Origin of the sequence: Azospirillum brasilense, assembly GCF_005222205.1 — a bacterium.
In the GTDB taxonomy this organism is placed as follows: domain Bacteria; phylum Pseudomonadota; class Alphaproteobacteria; order Azospirillales; family Azospirillaceae; genus Azospirillum; species Azospirillum brasilense_G.
The window spans coordinates 27,656-41,815 of record NZ_CP032347.1 but is presented as its reverse complement, the minus strand read 5'-3'; the positions used below and the strand labels follow the sequence as shown (position 1 = coordinate 41,815).

The 14,160-nt window shown below is 69.1% G+C and carries 12 protein-coding genes; 9 read left to right on the top strand and 3 right to left on the bottom strand.

All coding sequences use genetic code 11. The annotated features are described in order from the left end of the window. Window positions 1-96 precede the first annotated feature (96 nt). The 6 genes from D3869_RS22515 (at window position 97) to D3869_RS22490 (ending at window position 7,145) form a co-directional block, all read left to right on the top strand. On the top strand, window positions 97-1,578 hold the full coding sequence (locus D3869_RS22515) for an efflux transporter outer membrane subunit (RefSeq protein WP_137142080.1): 1,482 nt from the start codon (window positions 97-99) through the stop codon (window positions 1,576-1,578). A 228-nt stretch (window positions 1,579-1,806) separates the two neighbouring features. Continuing rightward, the gene (locus D3869_RS22510; protein WP_137142079.1) at window positions 1,807-3,480 is read left to right on the top strand and encodes an FAD-dependent oxidoreductase; all 1,674 of its coding nucleotides are present in this window, start codon (window positions 1,807-1,809) and stop codon (window positions 3,478-3,480) included. 177 nt (window positions 3,481-3,657) lie between these two features. Continuing rightward, a complete protein-coding gene (locus D3869_RS22505; protein WP_137142078.1) occupies window positions 3,658-5,148 on the top strand; it encodes a PAS domain-containing sensor histidine kinase in 1,491 nt (496 codons plus the stop codon). Window positions 5,149-5,182: 34 nt separating this feature from the next. Then, a complete protein-coding gene (locus tag D3869_RS22500; protein ID WP_137142077.1) occupies window positions 5,183-5,830 on the top strand; it encodes a response regulator transcription factor in 648 nt (215 codons plus the stop codon). A gap of 158 nt (window positions 5,831-5,988) precedes the next feature. Further along, a complete protein-coding gene (locus D3869_RS22495) occupies window positions 5,989-6,363 on the top strand; it encodes a response regulator transcription factor (RefSeq protein WP_051141058.1) in 375 nt (124 codons plus the stop codon). A 77-nt stretch (window positions 6,364-6,440) separates the two neighbouring features. Then, window positions 6,441-7,145, top strand: coding sequence for a nitroreductase (locus tag D3869_RS22490; RefSeq protein ID WP_137142076.1), 705 nt, complete (start codon window positions 6,441-6,443; stop codon window positions 7,143-7,145). A 289-nt stretch (window positions 7,146-7,434) separates the two neighbouring features. Here the strand turns inward: D3869_RS22490 and D3869_RS22485 are convergent, their stop codons facing one another. Further along, the gene (locus D3869_RS22485) at window positions 7,435-8,688 is read right to left on the bottom strand and encodes a TCR/Tet family MFS transporter (protein WP_349017895.1); all 1,254 of its coding nucleotides are present in this window, start codon (window positions 8,686-8,688) and stop codon (window positions 7,435-7,437) included. A gap of 623 nt (window positions 8,689-9,311) precedes the next feature. Here D3869_RS22485 and D3869_RS22480 point away from each other — a divergent pair. Continuing rightward, window positions 9,312-10,166, top strand: coding sequence for a hypothetical protein (locus D3869_RS22480; protein WP_137142074.1), 855 nt, complete (start codon window positions 9,312-9,314; stop codon window positions 10,164-10,166). Between the two features lie 44 nt (window positions 10,167-10,210). Further along, window positions 10,211-10,789, top strand: coding sequence for a YceI family protein (locus tag D3869_RS22475; protein WP_094303646.1), 579 nt, complete (start codon window positions 10,211-10,213; stop codon window positions 10,787-10,789). A gap of 9 nt (window positions 10,790-10,798) precedes the next feature. On the opposite strand, the gene D3869_RS22470 is transcribed toward D3869_RS22475, so the two are convergent. Further along, window positions 10,799-11,497, bottom strand: coding sequence for a Crp/Fnr family transcriptional regulator (locus tag D3869_RS22470; protein WP_137142073.1), 699 nt, complete (start codon window positions 11,495-11,497; stop codon window positions 10,799-10,801). A gap of 184 nt (window positions 11,498-11,681) precedes the next feature. Between D3869_RS22470 and D3869_RS22465 the strand changes: the two genes are divergently transcribed. Then, entirely contained in the window at window positions 11,682-13,382 is a 1,701-nt protein-coding gene (locus tag D3869_RS22465; RefSeq protein WP_137142072.1) for an adenylate/guanylate cyclase domain-containing protein, read from the top strand. A gap of 53 nt (window positions 13,383-13,435) precedes the next feature. On the opposite strand, the gene D3869_RS22460 is transcribed toward D3869_RS22465, so the two are convergent. Then, window positions 13,436-14,089, bottom strand: coding sequence for a TerC family protein (locus tag D3869_RS22460; RefSeq protein ID WP_137142071.1), 654 nt, complete (start codon window positions 14,087-14,089; stop codon window positions 13,436-13,438). Window positions 14,090-14,160: the final 71 nt, after the last annotated feature.

The following is a 14,160-nucleotide window of genomic DNA, read 5'->3' as shown; positions in this document are numbered from 1 at the left end:
GGGTGCGCGCGGTGGTGCGTTCGGCAAAAGCGCAACCCCCTCACCCTCCCCTCTCCCCAGAGGTGAGAGGGAAATTGACGTGCGGATGGACCTGACATGACGACGATCCTCGGGCGGCGCGCCCGTATCCTGGGCACGGCGCTCGGCACCCTCTCCCTGCTGTCGGCCTGCGCGGTGGGACCGGACTACGAGCGGCCATCCGCCGCCGTGCCGCCAACCTACAAGGAAAGCGGCGTTACCCCCGTGGCCTTCGCGCCGCCCGTCCCGCGCGACGACGGCTGGCGCCCTGCCGCCCCCGGACAGGCGGAGGCCGGTCCCTGGTGGACCGTCTTCAACGATCCGGTGCTGGACGGGCTGATGCGCCGGGTGGAGGTCGACAACCAGAGCCTGAAGGCGGCGGAGGCCGCCTACCGGCAGGCCAAGGCGCTGTCCGATCAGGCCCGCTCCTCCTTCTTCCCCGTGTTGTCGGTCAGCGGCGGAGCGGACCGGGCCGGCACCGTCGGGTCGGGCAACCGCAGCGTTTCCGGCACGGGCATCAGCCGGAGCGGAACCCCGGTGACCACCTACGACGCCGGGCTGGGGGCGAGCTGGGCGCCGGACCTCTGGGGCCGCATCCGCCGCTCGGTGGAAAGCAACGACGCCAACCTCCAGGCCAGCGCCGCCGACCTCGCCGCCGCCCGCCTGTCGGCGCAGGCGCAGCTCGCCACCGCCTACATCCAGTTCCGCGTGGCGGACGAGCGCAAGGCGCTGCTGGAGCGGGCCATCGCCGCCTACCGCCAGTCGCTGGAGATCGCCCGCAACCGCCACGCCGTGGGCACGGCGACCCTGGCCGACGTCTTCACCGCGGAAACGCAGGTCCGCTCCACCGAGTCGCAGCTCGTGGCGCTGGGGGTGCAGCGCGCCCAGTTCGAGCACGCCATGGCGGTTCTGGTCGGGCAGGCGCCCGCCGCCTTCACGTTGGCCCCGGCGCCGCTGGCCGCCGCGGTCCCGGCGATCCCGCCCGGCGTCCCCTCCGCCCTGCTGGAACGCCGCCCGGACATCGCCGCGGCGGAGCGCCAGATGGCCCAGGCCAACGCCCAGATCGGCATCGCGGAATCGGCCTGGTATCCGGACGTGGTGCTGTCCGGCTCCCTCACCAACAGCGCGACGATCCTGCCGCGGCTGCTCCAGGCGCCGACGGCGATCTGGGCGGTCGGGGCGCAGGTCGCCCAGACCCTGTTCGACGGCGGCACGCGGACGGCCGAGGTCGAACTGCGCCGCGCCGTCTTCGACCAGAGCGTGGCGCAGTACCGCCAGACCGTTCTCACCGCCTTCCAGGAGGTCGAGGACCAACTCGCCGCCCAGCGCATCCTCGCCCAGCAGGCCACCGTGCAGGACGACGCGGTGCGGCTGGCGCGCGAAGCGGAGCGGCTGACGCTGAACCAGTACCGGGCCGGCACCCTGCCCTACAGCAGCGTCCTGACCGCCCAGACCGCCGCTTTGTCGGACGAGGAAAGCGCCCTGTCGGTGCGGCAGAGCCGCCTGCTGGCCGCGGTGTCGCTCCTCCAGGCGTTGGGGGGCACTCCGCCGAATTTTTAATCCGGGAAAAGACCGGACTACCCCTTTGGACTCCGCGTCGGAAGGGGTGCGGGGAAGGGGCGGCCAATCCTTTGACGAAACGGGTGAAATCCGCGCGAATGCTGACGAGGGGGGTGATGCCGGGGCAATCCCGCTGGACGGGCTAGCCCGCAATTTCAGTAACGGCAGGAGGAACTTGAGATTTATCTGAGTCCCGTGCGTTCAACCCCAAAGAAAAGCAGGCGCAGCATGATCCTCGATGCTCGCTCGGTGTCCTCGGGCACCAACCTTGACGCGGACCTCTGCATCGTCGGCGCCGGCGCCGCCGGGCTCGCCATAGCCCGTGCGCTGGCCGGGTCGCGCTGGAAGATCGTCCTTCTGGAAAGCGGCGGGCTCGACCCCGACGGCCACACCCAGTCGCTCTACGCCGGCGAGAATCTCGGCCTGCCCTACGAGCGGCTGTCGACCGCGCGCAGCCGCTATTTCGGCGGCAGCACCAACTGCTGGGGCGGCTTCTGCCGGCCCTTCGAGCCGATCGACATGGAGGAGCGGCCCTGGGTGCCGAACAGCGGCTGGCCCTTCGGGCCGGAGGTTCTGGCGCCCTACTACGCCCGCGCCCACAGCCACCTGAATCTGCCGTCGAACATCTACGACAACGGCCATTGGGAACAGACCCTGGCGCCGGACGGAATCGAGCTGCTGCCGGTGGAGGGCGGCGCCCTGGAAAACCGGATCGCCCAGATCAGCGACCAGCCGCGCGTCGGCGTCACCTCCGTCGACGAGATCGTCCAAGCCGCGAACATCGCCTGCTACCTGAACGCCAACGTCACCGAGTTCGAGACCAACGACACCGCCACGGTGGTTGAGCGGGTGCGCTGCGCCGCGCTCAGCGGCGCCCGCTTCACGGTCACCGCGCGGCAGTTCGTCCTGTGCTGCGGTGGCATCGAGAACGCCCGCCTGCTGCTGCTGTCCAACCGGGTGCAGAGCGCCGGGCTGGGCAACGGCCACGATCTGGTCGGCCGCTACTTCACCGACCACCCGCGCATCAAGGCCGGCTCCGTCCGCCTGACCGATCAGGCGCGGCACCGCCGCCTCTACGACATGACGCTGACCCTGTCGCGCCGCCGGCTGAACGCCAAGCATCTGCCCGTCTCCGCCTCCCTGTCGCCGACGGTGGAGACGCAGCGCCGGCTGGGGCTGATGAATTCGCGCAGCTATCTGGTGGCGCAGTACCATGGCGAGGCGACCGCCGGGGTGCGGGCCCTGCACGACCTGCGCATGCTGATGTCGGACCGCCGCAAGTTCGGCCACGCCGAGGGCGACCTGCGCGCCCTGCTCCGCGAGGCGGTGCCGCAGATCGCGCTGCATCTGCCGAACCTCGCCTACGCGCTGTTCGACAATGTGGTGAACCCGGCCTGGGTGACGCGCAGCTTCCTGCTGGAAACCATCGTCGAGCCGGTGCCCAACCCGGACAGCCGCGTGACCCTGGCGGCGGAGCGCGACGCGCTGGGCCTCAACCGGGCCGACACGGTGTGGCGCCTGACCGAGCAGGACCGCGACAATTTCCTGCGCACCAACGAGCTGGTGCGGACGGAGCTGGCCCGCAACGGCCTGATCACGGTGACCGAGGCCGACCCGCAGGAGGCCGCCGAACGCGCCTGGGCGGAGCGAATCTCCTGGTGCTGGCACCATATGGGCACCACCCGCATGCACGACGACCCGAAGCAGGGCGTGGTGGACGCGCGCTGCAAGGTGCACGGGATGCACAACCTGTACATCGGCGGCAGCTCGGTCTTCCCCAGCATGGGCTGCGACCACCCGACCATCAACCTCGTGGCGCTGGCCTTCCGCCTCGCCGAGGAGGTGTCGGCCCAGCTTCAGCACGACCGCGCCGTCACGCTGGAGGGCCAGCAGGCGGCATGACTCGCCGCTCCGGCACGGGCGGGGAGCGCTCTTCCCGCCCGCAACCGCCAATCCCGGCCCCAATCCCGGTTGACCGAGAAATCAACTCAACTACTCTTGGGGCAAGAAGGGTCCAAGGGACAAGGGACGTTGGGGACGGGGATGGCGGACGATATCGGGACGGGAAATCCGGACCTCATGCTGCGCTTTCAGGCGATGCTGGACACGGTGCCGGACGGCATCGTCATCATCGATGCCGATGGGCGCATCCAGACCTTCAACCCGGCCTGCGAGCGGCTGTTCGGCTGGACGGCCGCGGAGGTCATCGGCCACAACGTCAAGATGCTGATGCCGCCGCCCTACCGGGAGGAGCATGACGGCTATCTGGAGCGCTACCACCGCACCGGCGAGCGCCGGATCATCGGCATCGGGCGCGAGGTCACCGGCCTGCGCCGCGACGGCACCACCTTCCCGATGGAGCTGTCGGTCGGCGAGGCCTACCGGGAGGCCGGCGGCGGCGGGGTCTACATCGGGATCATCCGCGACATCAGCGAGCGCAAGCGGGCCGAAACCGCCCTGCGCGAGCGCGAGGCGCGCCTCACCTCCATCCTGGAGACGGTGCCCGAGGCGATCATCGTCATCAGCGAGCGCGGGCTGATCGAGTCCTTCAGCCCGGCGGCGGAGCGGCTGTTCGGCTACGCCGCCGCGGAGGTGGTCGGCCAGAACGTCAGCCTGCTCATGCCCTCCCCCTACCGGGAGCAGCACGACCGCTACATGGACCATTACCTGACCACCGGCGAGCGCCGGATCATCGGCATCGGGCGGGTGGTCTCCGGCCTGCGCCGCGACGGCTCGGTCTTCCCCATGGAGCTGGCGGTGGGCGAGGTGCAGTTGGCCGGGCACCGCTGCTTCACCGGCTTCATCCGCGACCTGACCGAGCGGCAGGCGACCGAGAAGCGCCTGCAGGAGCTTCAGGCGGAGCTTCTGCACGTCAGCCGGGTCAGCGCCATGGGCCAGATGGCCTCGACCCTGGCGCACGAGCTGAACCAGCCGCTGACCGCCGTCATCAACTACGCCAAGGCGGTGAAGCGCCTGCTCGACCGTCCGGACGGGGCGGACAAGGCGCGGGAGACGATGGACAAGGCCACCGCCCAGGCGGCCCGCGCCGGCCAGATCATCCGCCGCCTGCGCAACTTCATCGAGAAAGGCCAGACCGAGCACACGGTGGAAAGCATCGGCAAGGTGGTGGAGGAGGCCAGCGCCCTCGCCCTGGTCGGCGCCAAGGAGCGCGGCGTCCATGTCCGGCTGGAGATGAGCGGCGACGAGCGGCCGGTGCTGATCGACAAGATCCAGATCCAGCAGGTTGTCCTCAACCTCGTCCGAAACGCCATTGAGGCCATGGCCGAGTCGGAGATTCGGGAATTGACGGTCGCCACCGGTCCCGATCCGGAGTCGGCGGCGCTGATGCGCGTCACCGTCCGCGACACCGGCCCCGGCCTCAACGAGACCGTCCTGGCCCAGCTCTTCCAGCCCTTCGTGACCACCAAGGAGAAGGGGATGGGGCTCGGCCTGTCGATCTGCCGGTCGATCATCGAGGCCCATGGCGGCCGCCTGTGGTTGGAACCGGGGGATGGAGGGGCCACCTTTGCCTTCACCGTGCCGGTTGCCGGAGAGGATGATGCGCCCTGAGTCCCCATTGCCGCCCGAAACTCCCCCGTCGGACATGACGGTCTTCGTCCTGGACGACGACGAGGCGGTGCGCGATTCCGTCGTGATCCTGCTGGAATGCGAGGGATTCCGGGTCGAGAGCTTCGAGTCCCCCCTCGCCTTCCTGGAGTCGGACGCGCCGTCGCGCCCCGGCTGCCTGCTGGTCGATGTGCGGATGCCGCAGATGAGCGGGCTCGACGTCCAGGAACGGCTGGTGCAGGAGGGGCGCGGCCTGCCGGTGATCGTCATGACCGGCCACGCCGACGTGCCCCTGGCGGTGCGCGCCATGAAGGCCGGGGCCGTCGACTTCGTGGAGAAGCCCTTCGACGAGCAGGCGCTGATCGGCAGCGTGAAGGCCGCCCTGGCCCGCGCGGTTCCGCTCACGGCCCCACCGGCCGCCCAGGCGCCGACTCCGGCGCCGGCTGCTCCCGCCGTCTCCCCGGAGGTGCTGGAGCGGCTGGCCAGCCTGACGCCGCGGGAACGCGACGTGCTGCAATGGCTGGTCGAAGGCAAGTCGAACAAGGTCATCGCCTTCGAACTGTCGATCAGCCCGCGCACGGTCGAAATCCACCGCGCCCGCGTGATGGAGAAGATGCGCGCCGACAGCCTGCCCTCGCTGGTCCGCATGGCCCTGTCCGCGGGAATCACCCCCAAAGGGGAGTGATCAGGGCCGCCGGGCGGCGCCGGCGGTGACTGATCCACATCAAAACCACGCCCGATAAGGGGAACTCCGTATTCCGGCACCGCCGGTCGGCTTCTATCTTCCCTGTAACGCCCCACGACGGGCGTCATTCCGCGTGATTTCCGATGCTGGAGGCAGTCTTGGCCGAACCGGGCGATAGCATCGTCTACATCGTCGACGACGACGAGCCGGTGCGGGACTCGATGAAGGCGCTGCTCGAAGCCTGTGCCTTCGAAGTGCGCGACTACGCGTCGTGTCAGAGTTTCATGGATCAGTACAACGGCAAGCCGTCGGGCTGCCTCGTCCTCGACCTGCACCTGCCGGTGATGAGCGGGCTGGAGTTCATCGAGCGCTTCGGGGCGAACCTGCACGGCCTGCCCGTCATCATGGTTTCGGGGCGCGGCGATCCCGCGACCTTCGCCCGCGCGCGGGAAGCCGGCGTGACCGCCTTCCTGGAAAAGCCGTTCGAGGAGGACCAGCTCCTTGACGCGGTGCAGCGCCTGCTGCCAGCCTGACCGTCCTTCTCGGTCCTGAGAGGGCCGCCGTTCCCCGGACAGGGTTCACGAGACACCGTCCGCAGCGGAGCGCGCCCATGGCGTCCGAAGACCCCACCCCCTGCCCCTTGTCCGCGCTGGACGCCGTTCGCAGCCGCCGCAGCGTCCGCGCCTTCACCGCCGAGCCGGTGCCGCGCGCCGTGGTGGAAGAGATCCTCGACGCCGCCAGCCGGGCGCCCAGCGGGTCGAACATCCAGCCCTGGAAAGTCCACGCGGTGGCCGGTGCGGCGCGCGAGGCGCTGTCGGCGGACCTGCGCGCCGCCCATTTCGACCCGGCGGACGCCCAGGCCGGGGCGGAATACACCTATTACCCGACCCAGTGGTTCGAGCCCTATCTGCGGCGGCGGCGGAAGATCGGCTGGGACCTCTACGGCCTGCTCGGCATCGCCAAGGGCGACCGCGAGGCGACGGCCCACCAGCACGCCCGGAATTACGACTTCTTCGGCGCCCCGGTCGGGCTGTTCTTCACCATGGACCGGCGGATGGAGCAGGGAAGCTGGCTCGACGTCGGCATGTTCATGGAGAATGTGATGGTGGCGGCGCGGGGCTTCGGGCTGGACACCTGCCCGCAGGCCGCCTTCATCACGTACCACCGCATCGTCCGCCGCCATCTCGCCATCCCGGACACCGACATCCTGCTGAGCGGCATGGCGCTGGGCCACGCCGACCCCGACGCGCCGGAAAACCGCCTGGAGACCGAGCGAGCCCCGGTTTCCGACTTCACCCGTTTCCACGGCTTCTGACGCCTCCTCTCAATCCCGGAGGGGAGAAGGATGCCAGGGGCAGGGCTCCCTTGTGTAACGGTGCCAGTCTATATCGACGCCCGGACGGTTGGCGTCCGCCGCCGGCCGATGCCGAACACACCGAACCGGCGACGCGGAAGGGCCATGGGCGAAGCCGACCGGAGGGTTGGGGCGCGTCCGCGCTCGTCGCCGTGACGCGGAGCACCACCGGTTCAGCTTTCGCTTTTGGCGCACTCTCGAACATCTGAATCTGACCCAAAGCGGACACCGATGATCGACCGCCGTGCGTCTACCGCAGCATGTCCTGGGTGAGCCCGGAAGCGAGGTCTTGTGTTGCCGGGAACGCTGCAGGCTTCTCAAATCGCAGGCCGATCACCAGCGGCACGCTGATTACGTAAACGACGGCCACCGACAGCCAGATCGCGCCGGGCCATTGCGCCCTGACCAAAAGGTAGACGCTGGAAAATGCTAGGGGAGCCACGATCGATGCCAAGCTCAAGGCCGAGGCCAGTACGCCTTGGAATTGCCCTTGCAGCCGCTCGTCGACCTGCCGGGTCGCCAGCGACTGCAACGTAGGCACGCCAATACCGCCGAGGGCGAAGACCGGCATGATCGCAAAGATCATCCAGCCCTGGGTGGCGAAGGCCATAACGATCAGCGCCGTGCAGGCACTGGCAATGCCCAACAGAATAGTGGCGCGTTCGCCGAGCAGCTTTACGGCCGGACCCGGAAGAAGCGCCTGCGCAACAGTTTGGCAAACACCGAAAGCGCTGAGGGACAGACCGATCCAAAACCCGTTCCACTGGAACGTGTCGCTCCCCCACAGAGCCCAGGAGGTGCCGTAAGCCTCGCCGGTGGCGCTGAAGATGAAAAAGATGACGATGATGGGGAACAGACTCTTGACCGAGAGCACCCAACGCAGAGGCCCCAGGGGGTTGAGCGCGGCCACGTCGATCTTCTCCCGGGAGGGAGTGCGCGACTCTGGAAGAATGAAAAGCGTCAGCAGAAAATTGCTGGCGTTTAGGGCGGCTACCGCGATGAAAGGCAGTCGCAGCCAGCAATCGCCAAGTATGCCGCCGAGAATGGGCCCGATGATAAAACCTATGCCGAACATAGCATTGAACAAGCCAAAGCGGCGGGCACGCGTGTTTTCAGGGGAAATGTCGGTGAGATAGGCGGTCGCCACGGAAAGGTTAGCACTTGTCAGACCAGCGATGGCGCGTCCGAGCAGCAGCATCCAGAGGCTGGAAGCAAAAGCCAGGAACAGATAGTTGATAGCTGCCCCTGTGAGTGAAATCAGCAGCATCGGGCGCCGGCCGAGGCGGTCGCTCAGTGAACCGAGGATTGGTGCGAAAATGAACTGCATCACCGCATAAAGGGCGGTCATTACGCCGATGTAGGGAGCCACATTTTCAGTATGGGTTACGTCCTGCAACAGCAAAGGCAGTATTGGAAAGATGAGGCCGATGCCAACGGCATCGAGGACGACAGTAGAAAAGATGACGATAAGCCGTCTGTTCATGACGAACTCCGGAAAACGCAAGCATGCAGCGCCACCAAGCGCCGATAGCTCGCGATTGGGCCTAACGTAGTCAGGCAATTGATTTTTGGGGAACGCTGGCCGATCCACGCTTGAAACCGCATGGATGGCGTATGCTTGACCGCTTGGACGACAATTCGTCCACCTGTTTACTCCGCCACTGAGCGGATCAAGGGAAGCGGTCGCTTTTCGCGCAATCGCTATCTACGTCATGCGGGTGTGCGCGGCAAGTGTTTTTCTTCCGCACTGGACTTGCAACGGCTCACCAAGGTCACTTGCACTGTACGACTGCCGCCGTTTCTGGCGAAGCGATGTAGTGTCCGCTGTTGGCGCTGAATCGATACATGCAACTGGCTGGCTGGGGACAGTCTCAACCCTATGCAACGTGGCGTCCACCCTCCAAACCAGCACGGACGGCACGCACGGGCGGAACAGACGTTCCGCTCCAACGGCGTCGTTCACGCTCGAAAACCCGGTCACACCGCGTTCGCGATGTGCGTTTTCGCACAGGCGTCGGCGGGCCGTGACGGCACTCTCCAGCCGCGCCGCGAAGCGCTGGCCTGACCGTTCCATCCCGGCAGGCTCCGCCCCGCGTCCCGTTTCCTGCGGCTTGGAGTGCCCCGACGATGGCTCTGCTCGATGATCTTGTGGTGCAGACCGCCCTGTTTCCCCTGGTGGTCGGCGTCGCCGCCGTCGGCGTGGTCCGTTTCGCCGGCGGGCGCACGCGGGGTCCCCGGTTGGCGGCGGCGGGTGTTGCCGCCGCCTTCCTGGCGGCCTACGCGCTGATCGTCGGCCTGCCCGCCCTGCCGCCGCCCTCCAGCATGGGCCGCCTGTTCTGGAGCGCGGTGGCCGGTCTGGTCATCGGCGTCGGCGCCGACCTCGCCGGGCTGGACCGCCGCCGCGGCACTTGGCTGCTCGGCGCCTGGGTGACGGCGTCCTTGCTGTGGATCGCCCTGCCGGTGCTGCCGGGAAGCCTGGACACCATCACCGCCGCGGTCCTGCTGCTGGCCGGCGGCTGGATCGCCCTGACGCGCACCGCCGGCGAGGGCGAGGGGGCGGCGACGCCCGGCGTCGCCCTGCTGGCCGCCGCGGTGGCGGTGGGCGGGGTGGCGCTGGTCGGCGCCTCGGCCTCCGTCGCCCAGCTCGCCTTCGCGCTGGCCGCGGCCACCGGCGGCCTGCTGCTGTGGAACTGGCCGGTGGAGCGCCACGCCTGGGGCAACGCCGGTCAGGCGGCGCTGGGCATCCTGGTCCTGCTGGCCGCCACCCTGACCTTCTTCTCCTCCGCCCACGCCGAAGCCCTGCTGCTCGTCCTGCCGGCCTTCTTCGCCGACCGGCTGCGCGACCGCCTGCCCCTGCCGCGCACCGCCGCGGGACGGGCCATGGGCACCGTGGCGCTGACCGTCCTCGCCCTGGTGCCGGCCGCCGCCGCCGTGGGCGTCGCCTTCCTGCTCTCCGCCGGTTCCGACGTGTCCGGCTACTGACCCACCCCAGTCATCCCGTTCCATCCGACAAAGGACTCCGAATCATGAAGCGTCTTCTCTCCGCCGCCGCCCTCTCGGCCCTCGTCGCCCTGCCGCTGACCGCCCAGGCCGCCCCGGTCGCCTACAAGCTCGACCCGGCCCACACCGCGGTGGTCTTCATCGTCGACCATCTGGGCTTCGCCAAGGCCATGGGCCGCTTCAACACGGTGGCCGGCGAGCTGTCCTTCGACAAGGACGCCGCGGACAAGAGCAGCCTGTCGGTGACCATCGACACCACCAGCGTCGACACCAACCACGCCAAGCGCGACGAGCACCTGAAGTCGCCGGACTTCTTCAACGCGAAGGAGTTCCCGAAGATGACCTTCAAGAGCACGAAGATCGAAAAGACCGGCGACAAGACCGGCAAGCTGCACGGCGACCTGACCCTGCTGGGCGTCACCAAGCCGGTGGTCCTCGACGTGTCCTTCAACAAGGACGGCGTCAGCCCGGCCAGCAAGATGGACACGGTCGGCTTCTCCGCCCGCGGCACGATCAAGCGCTCCGACTTCGGCATGAAGTACGGCGTGCCGAACATCGGCGACGACATCCAGATCATCATCGAGTCCGAGGCGGTGAAGGCGTAAGGCGCGCCGTCAATCCTCCTCCGCCGCCTGCCGGACCCGCTCCCGCAGGCGGCGGGTGTCCAAGAGGACCAGCGCCCCCCGCCGCTTCTCCAGCAGCCCGTCGCGCTCCAGCGCGCTCAGCTCCCGCGAGACCGCCTCGCGCCGGGTGCTGACACGGGCGGCGAGGTCGGCGTGGGGCGGCGGCGGGGAGATGGTCGCGCTGTGCTCCCCCCGCCCGTCCGGCCGGGCCAGCCGCAGCAGCTCGGCGTAGATGCGGTGGCGCACGTCCAGCGTGTTGAACTCGTTCACCCGTGTGGCGAGCTTCCGGATCTCTCCGGCCAGCAGGACCATCACCTGGTCGCAGACGTCGGGGTGGCGGTGGATGCAGTCGCGGAACAGCGGGGCGGGCATGCAGGCGACCGTGGCGTTGGTCACGGCGACGATGCCGGCGGAGCGGGCCTTGCCGTCGATGGCCGCCAGCTCGCCGAAGAACTCCCCGGCGGGGATGTCGCGCAGGATCACCGTCCGCCCGGAGATCGCGCGGATCGTCACCCGGACCAGACCGGCGGCGACGATGAAGACGTCGGTCCCCTCATCCTCGAAATCGATGATCCATTGCCCGGCCTCCACCCGGCGCCAGAGGCAGCGGTCCTCCAGCGCCCGCAGCTCGTCGGGGGACAGGGAGCGGAACAGCGCCGCCCCGGCCAGCGTTTCGGTCCGGCGCCTCATGAACGGGCCTCATGGAGGGGCCTCATGGAGGGGAATGGGTGTCGGGCTGTGGCATGGCGCGGGATGATCTCATAGGATGCCAAGGGACGCCACGCAGAAGCCGAGACCCACAGCCCGAGTCCGCCGACCGACATGACGACCGTCCCATCCGCCGCCTGGCCCCGTTCATGACCCGGAACCGTTCATGAAACGCCGGATCGAACGCCCGTTGCGCCTGTTCACCGGCCTGACGCTGTTCACCTTCGTCATCACCCATTTCCTCGCCCACGCCGCCGGGCTGCTGCTGCTGCCGGGGATGGAGGTGGCGCGGCGCACGCTGCTGTGGGTCTGGGACACGCTGCCGGGGCAGGCGCTGCTCGCCGGCTCCTTCATCACCCACGCCGGGCTGGGGCTGTGGGCGCTGTACCGGCGCCGCCACCTGCGCATGCCCGCCGGGGAGGCGTGGCAGCTCGGGCTCGGCCTGTGCATCCCGCTGCTGCTGATCCCTCACGGCATGGCGGGGATGCTGTCGGACGACCTCTACAACGACCCGCTGACCTACCCGCGGGCGATCGTCCTCTACTGGATCACCGCGCCGGAAACCCTGCTGTGGCGCCAGCTCCTGCTGCTGGTGATCGTGTGGATCCACGGCTGCATCGGGGTGCGCGGCTGGCTGATGACGAAGCCCTGGTACCGGCAGCGGGCCTCGCTGCTCGGCGCCTTCGCCATGCTGCTGCCGCTGCTGGCGCTGGCCGGGATCGTCAACGCCGGCTGGGACGCCGAGCGCCGGGCGGCCGCCGATCCCGCCTATCTGGAGCAGTTCCGCCCGCCCCCCGCCGGCACGCCGGAGGCGGAGAACCGCGCCGCGCTGGCCGCGATCAGCGGCGGCGTGTTCAACACCTACGTCCTGCTGCTGGTCGGCACGCTGGGGATGCGGCAATACCGCAACTGGCGGGCGCGGGCGACCAGCCCGGTGCGCATCGCCTATCCCGGCGGTCGCTCGGTCACCGTTCCGCGCGGGACCTCGGTGCTGGAGGCCAGCCGGGCCAACGGCATCCCGCACACCGCGCTGTGCGGCGGGCGGGGGCGCTGCTCCACCTGCCGCATCCGGGTGACCGAGGGGGCGGACGCCCTGCCGCCGCCCAACGCCACGGAGCGGGCGGTGCTGGAGCGGATGAAGGCGCCGCCCGCCGTCCGCCTCGCCTGCCAGCTCCGCCCGGTGGCGCCGCTGTCGGTGACGCCGCTGCTGTCGGCGCGGGACAACGGCCGCACCTTCGCCGTCACCGCTCCGATGGACAGCGGGCGGGAGCTGGCGATCACCGCGCTGTTCGTGGATTTGCGGGGATCGACCTCGCTGGCGGCGGAGCGGCTGCCCTTCGACGCGCTGTTCATCGTCACCCGCTATGTCCAGGTCGTCACCGACGCGATCCGCAAGCACGGCGGCTACGTCATCGCCATCGCCGGGGACGGGGTGATGGGCATGTTCGCGAACGAGCAGGACCCCACCGCGGCGGCGGCCAGCGCGCTGCGCGCCACCGCCGACCTGTGGCGCGACATCGAGGTGCTGAGCCGCGACCTCGCGGAGGAGCTGGACCAGCCGCTGGCCTTCGGGGCCGGGGTGCATTCCGGCCTCGCCGTGGTCGGGGCGGTGGCCTGCTCGGAGGACGGATCGCTGCAATTCATCGGCGACACCGGCAACGTCGCCGCAAGGCTGGAGGAGATGACCAAGACGCTGGGCGCCACCGTGGTCTTCTCCGACGCGGCCGCCGAACTGGCGGGGCTCCGGCGGTTGGAGCATCTGGAGCGCCGGGAGGTGGCGATCCGGGGCCGCGACGGCACGCTGGGGGTGCGGACCGTCCAGCGCCAGGAGGATTTGCGGGCGCTGCTGGAGGGGGCTGGCGCCTGAAGAAAAAACCCCCGCCGGAGGGCGGGGGTTTTTGATTGTCGGAGCAGATGGGATCAGAGCAGGTGGGCCTGGGTCAGGACCTCGTTGCCGCCGCGCCAGATCATGTCGAGCGCCACGTAGGTGATGATGGCGAGGCCGATCCAGCCGATCCAGCGGTGCTTGTGCAGGATGTGGGCGATCACGTTGGCCGCGGCCCCCATCAGGATGACCGACAGCAGCAGGCCGATGACCAGGACCGTCGGATGGTCCTTGGCGGCCCCGGCCACGGCCAGAACGTTGTCGAGCGACATCGACACGTCGGCCACCACGATCTGCCAGACCGCCGCGCCGAAGGTGGTCGTCGCCACCGCCGCACCGACCGCGGCGTCCCCGGAGCCGTTCGCGGCCAGCGCCTCGTCGGGCGTCACCTCGTCCGCCCCTCCGGAGCGCAGCTCGCGGAACATCTTCCAGCAGACCCACAGCAGCAGCACGCCGCCGGCCAGGGTCAGTCCGATGATGGCGAGAAGCTGAGTGGTGATCAGCGCGAAGAAGATGCGCAGGATGATGGCGGCGCCGATGCCCCAGAAGATCACCTTGCGGCGCTGCTCCACGGGAACGGCGGCGGCGGCCATGCCGACCACGATGGCGTTGTCGCCGGCGAGAACGAGGTCGATGGCGACCACCTGCCCAAGGGCGGTGAGCTGCGACCAGAGATCGACGCTTTCCATATAAAAATCTCTTCGAAGGCTGCGGGTGGGCTCAATGGCGGTGTGCGGTCATCTTTTTTCTTGGGGCTTGC

Coding starts and splice junctions, on each gene's coding strand:
- D3869_RS22515 (WP_137142080.1), top strand. CDS start 97: ATGACGACGATCCTCGGGCGGCGCGCCCGTATCCTGGGCACGGCGCTC.
- D3869_RS22510 (WP_137142079.1), top strand. CDS start 1,807: ATGATCCTCGATGCTCGCTCGGTGTCCTCGGGCACCAACCTTGACGCG.
- D3869_RS22505 (WP_137142078.1), top strand. CDS start 3,658: ATGCTGCGCTTTCAGGCGATGCTGGACACGGTGCCGGACGGCATCGTC.
- D3869_RS22500 (WP_137142077.1), top strand. CDS start 5,183: ATGACGGTCTTCGTCCTGGACGACGACGAGGCGGTGCGCGATTCCGTC.
- D3869_RS22490 (WP_137142076.1), top strand. CDS start 6,441: ATGGCGTCCGAAGACCCCACCCCCTGCCCCTTGTCCGCGCTGGACGCC.
- D3869_RS22480 (WP_137142074.1), top strand. CDS start 9,312: ATGGCTCTGCTCGATGATCTTGTGGTGCAGACCGCCCTGTTTCCCCTG.
- D3869_RS22475 (WP_094303646.1), top strand. CDS start 10,211: ATGAAGCGTCTTCTCTCCGCCGCCGCCCTCTCGGCCCTCGTCGCCCTG.
- D3869_RS22470 (WP_137142073.1), bottom strand. CDS start 11,497: ATGAGGCGCCGGACCGAAACGCTGGCCGGGGCGGCGCTGTTCCGCTCC.
- D3869_RS22465 (WP_137142072.1), top strand. CDS start 11,682: ATGAAACGCCGGATCGAACGCCCGTTGCGCCTGTTCACCGGCCTGACG.
- D3869_RS22460 (WP_137142071.1), bottom strand. CDS start 14,089: ATGGAAAGCGTCGATCTCTGGTCGCAGCTCACCGCCCTTGGGCAGGTG.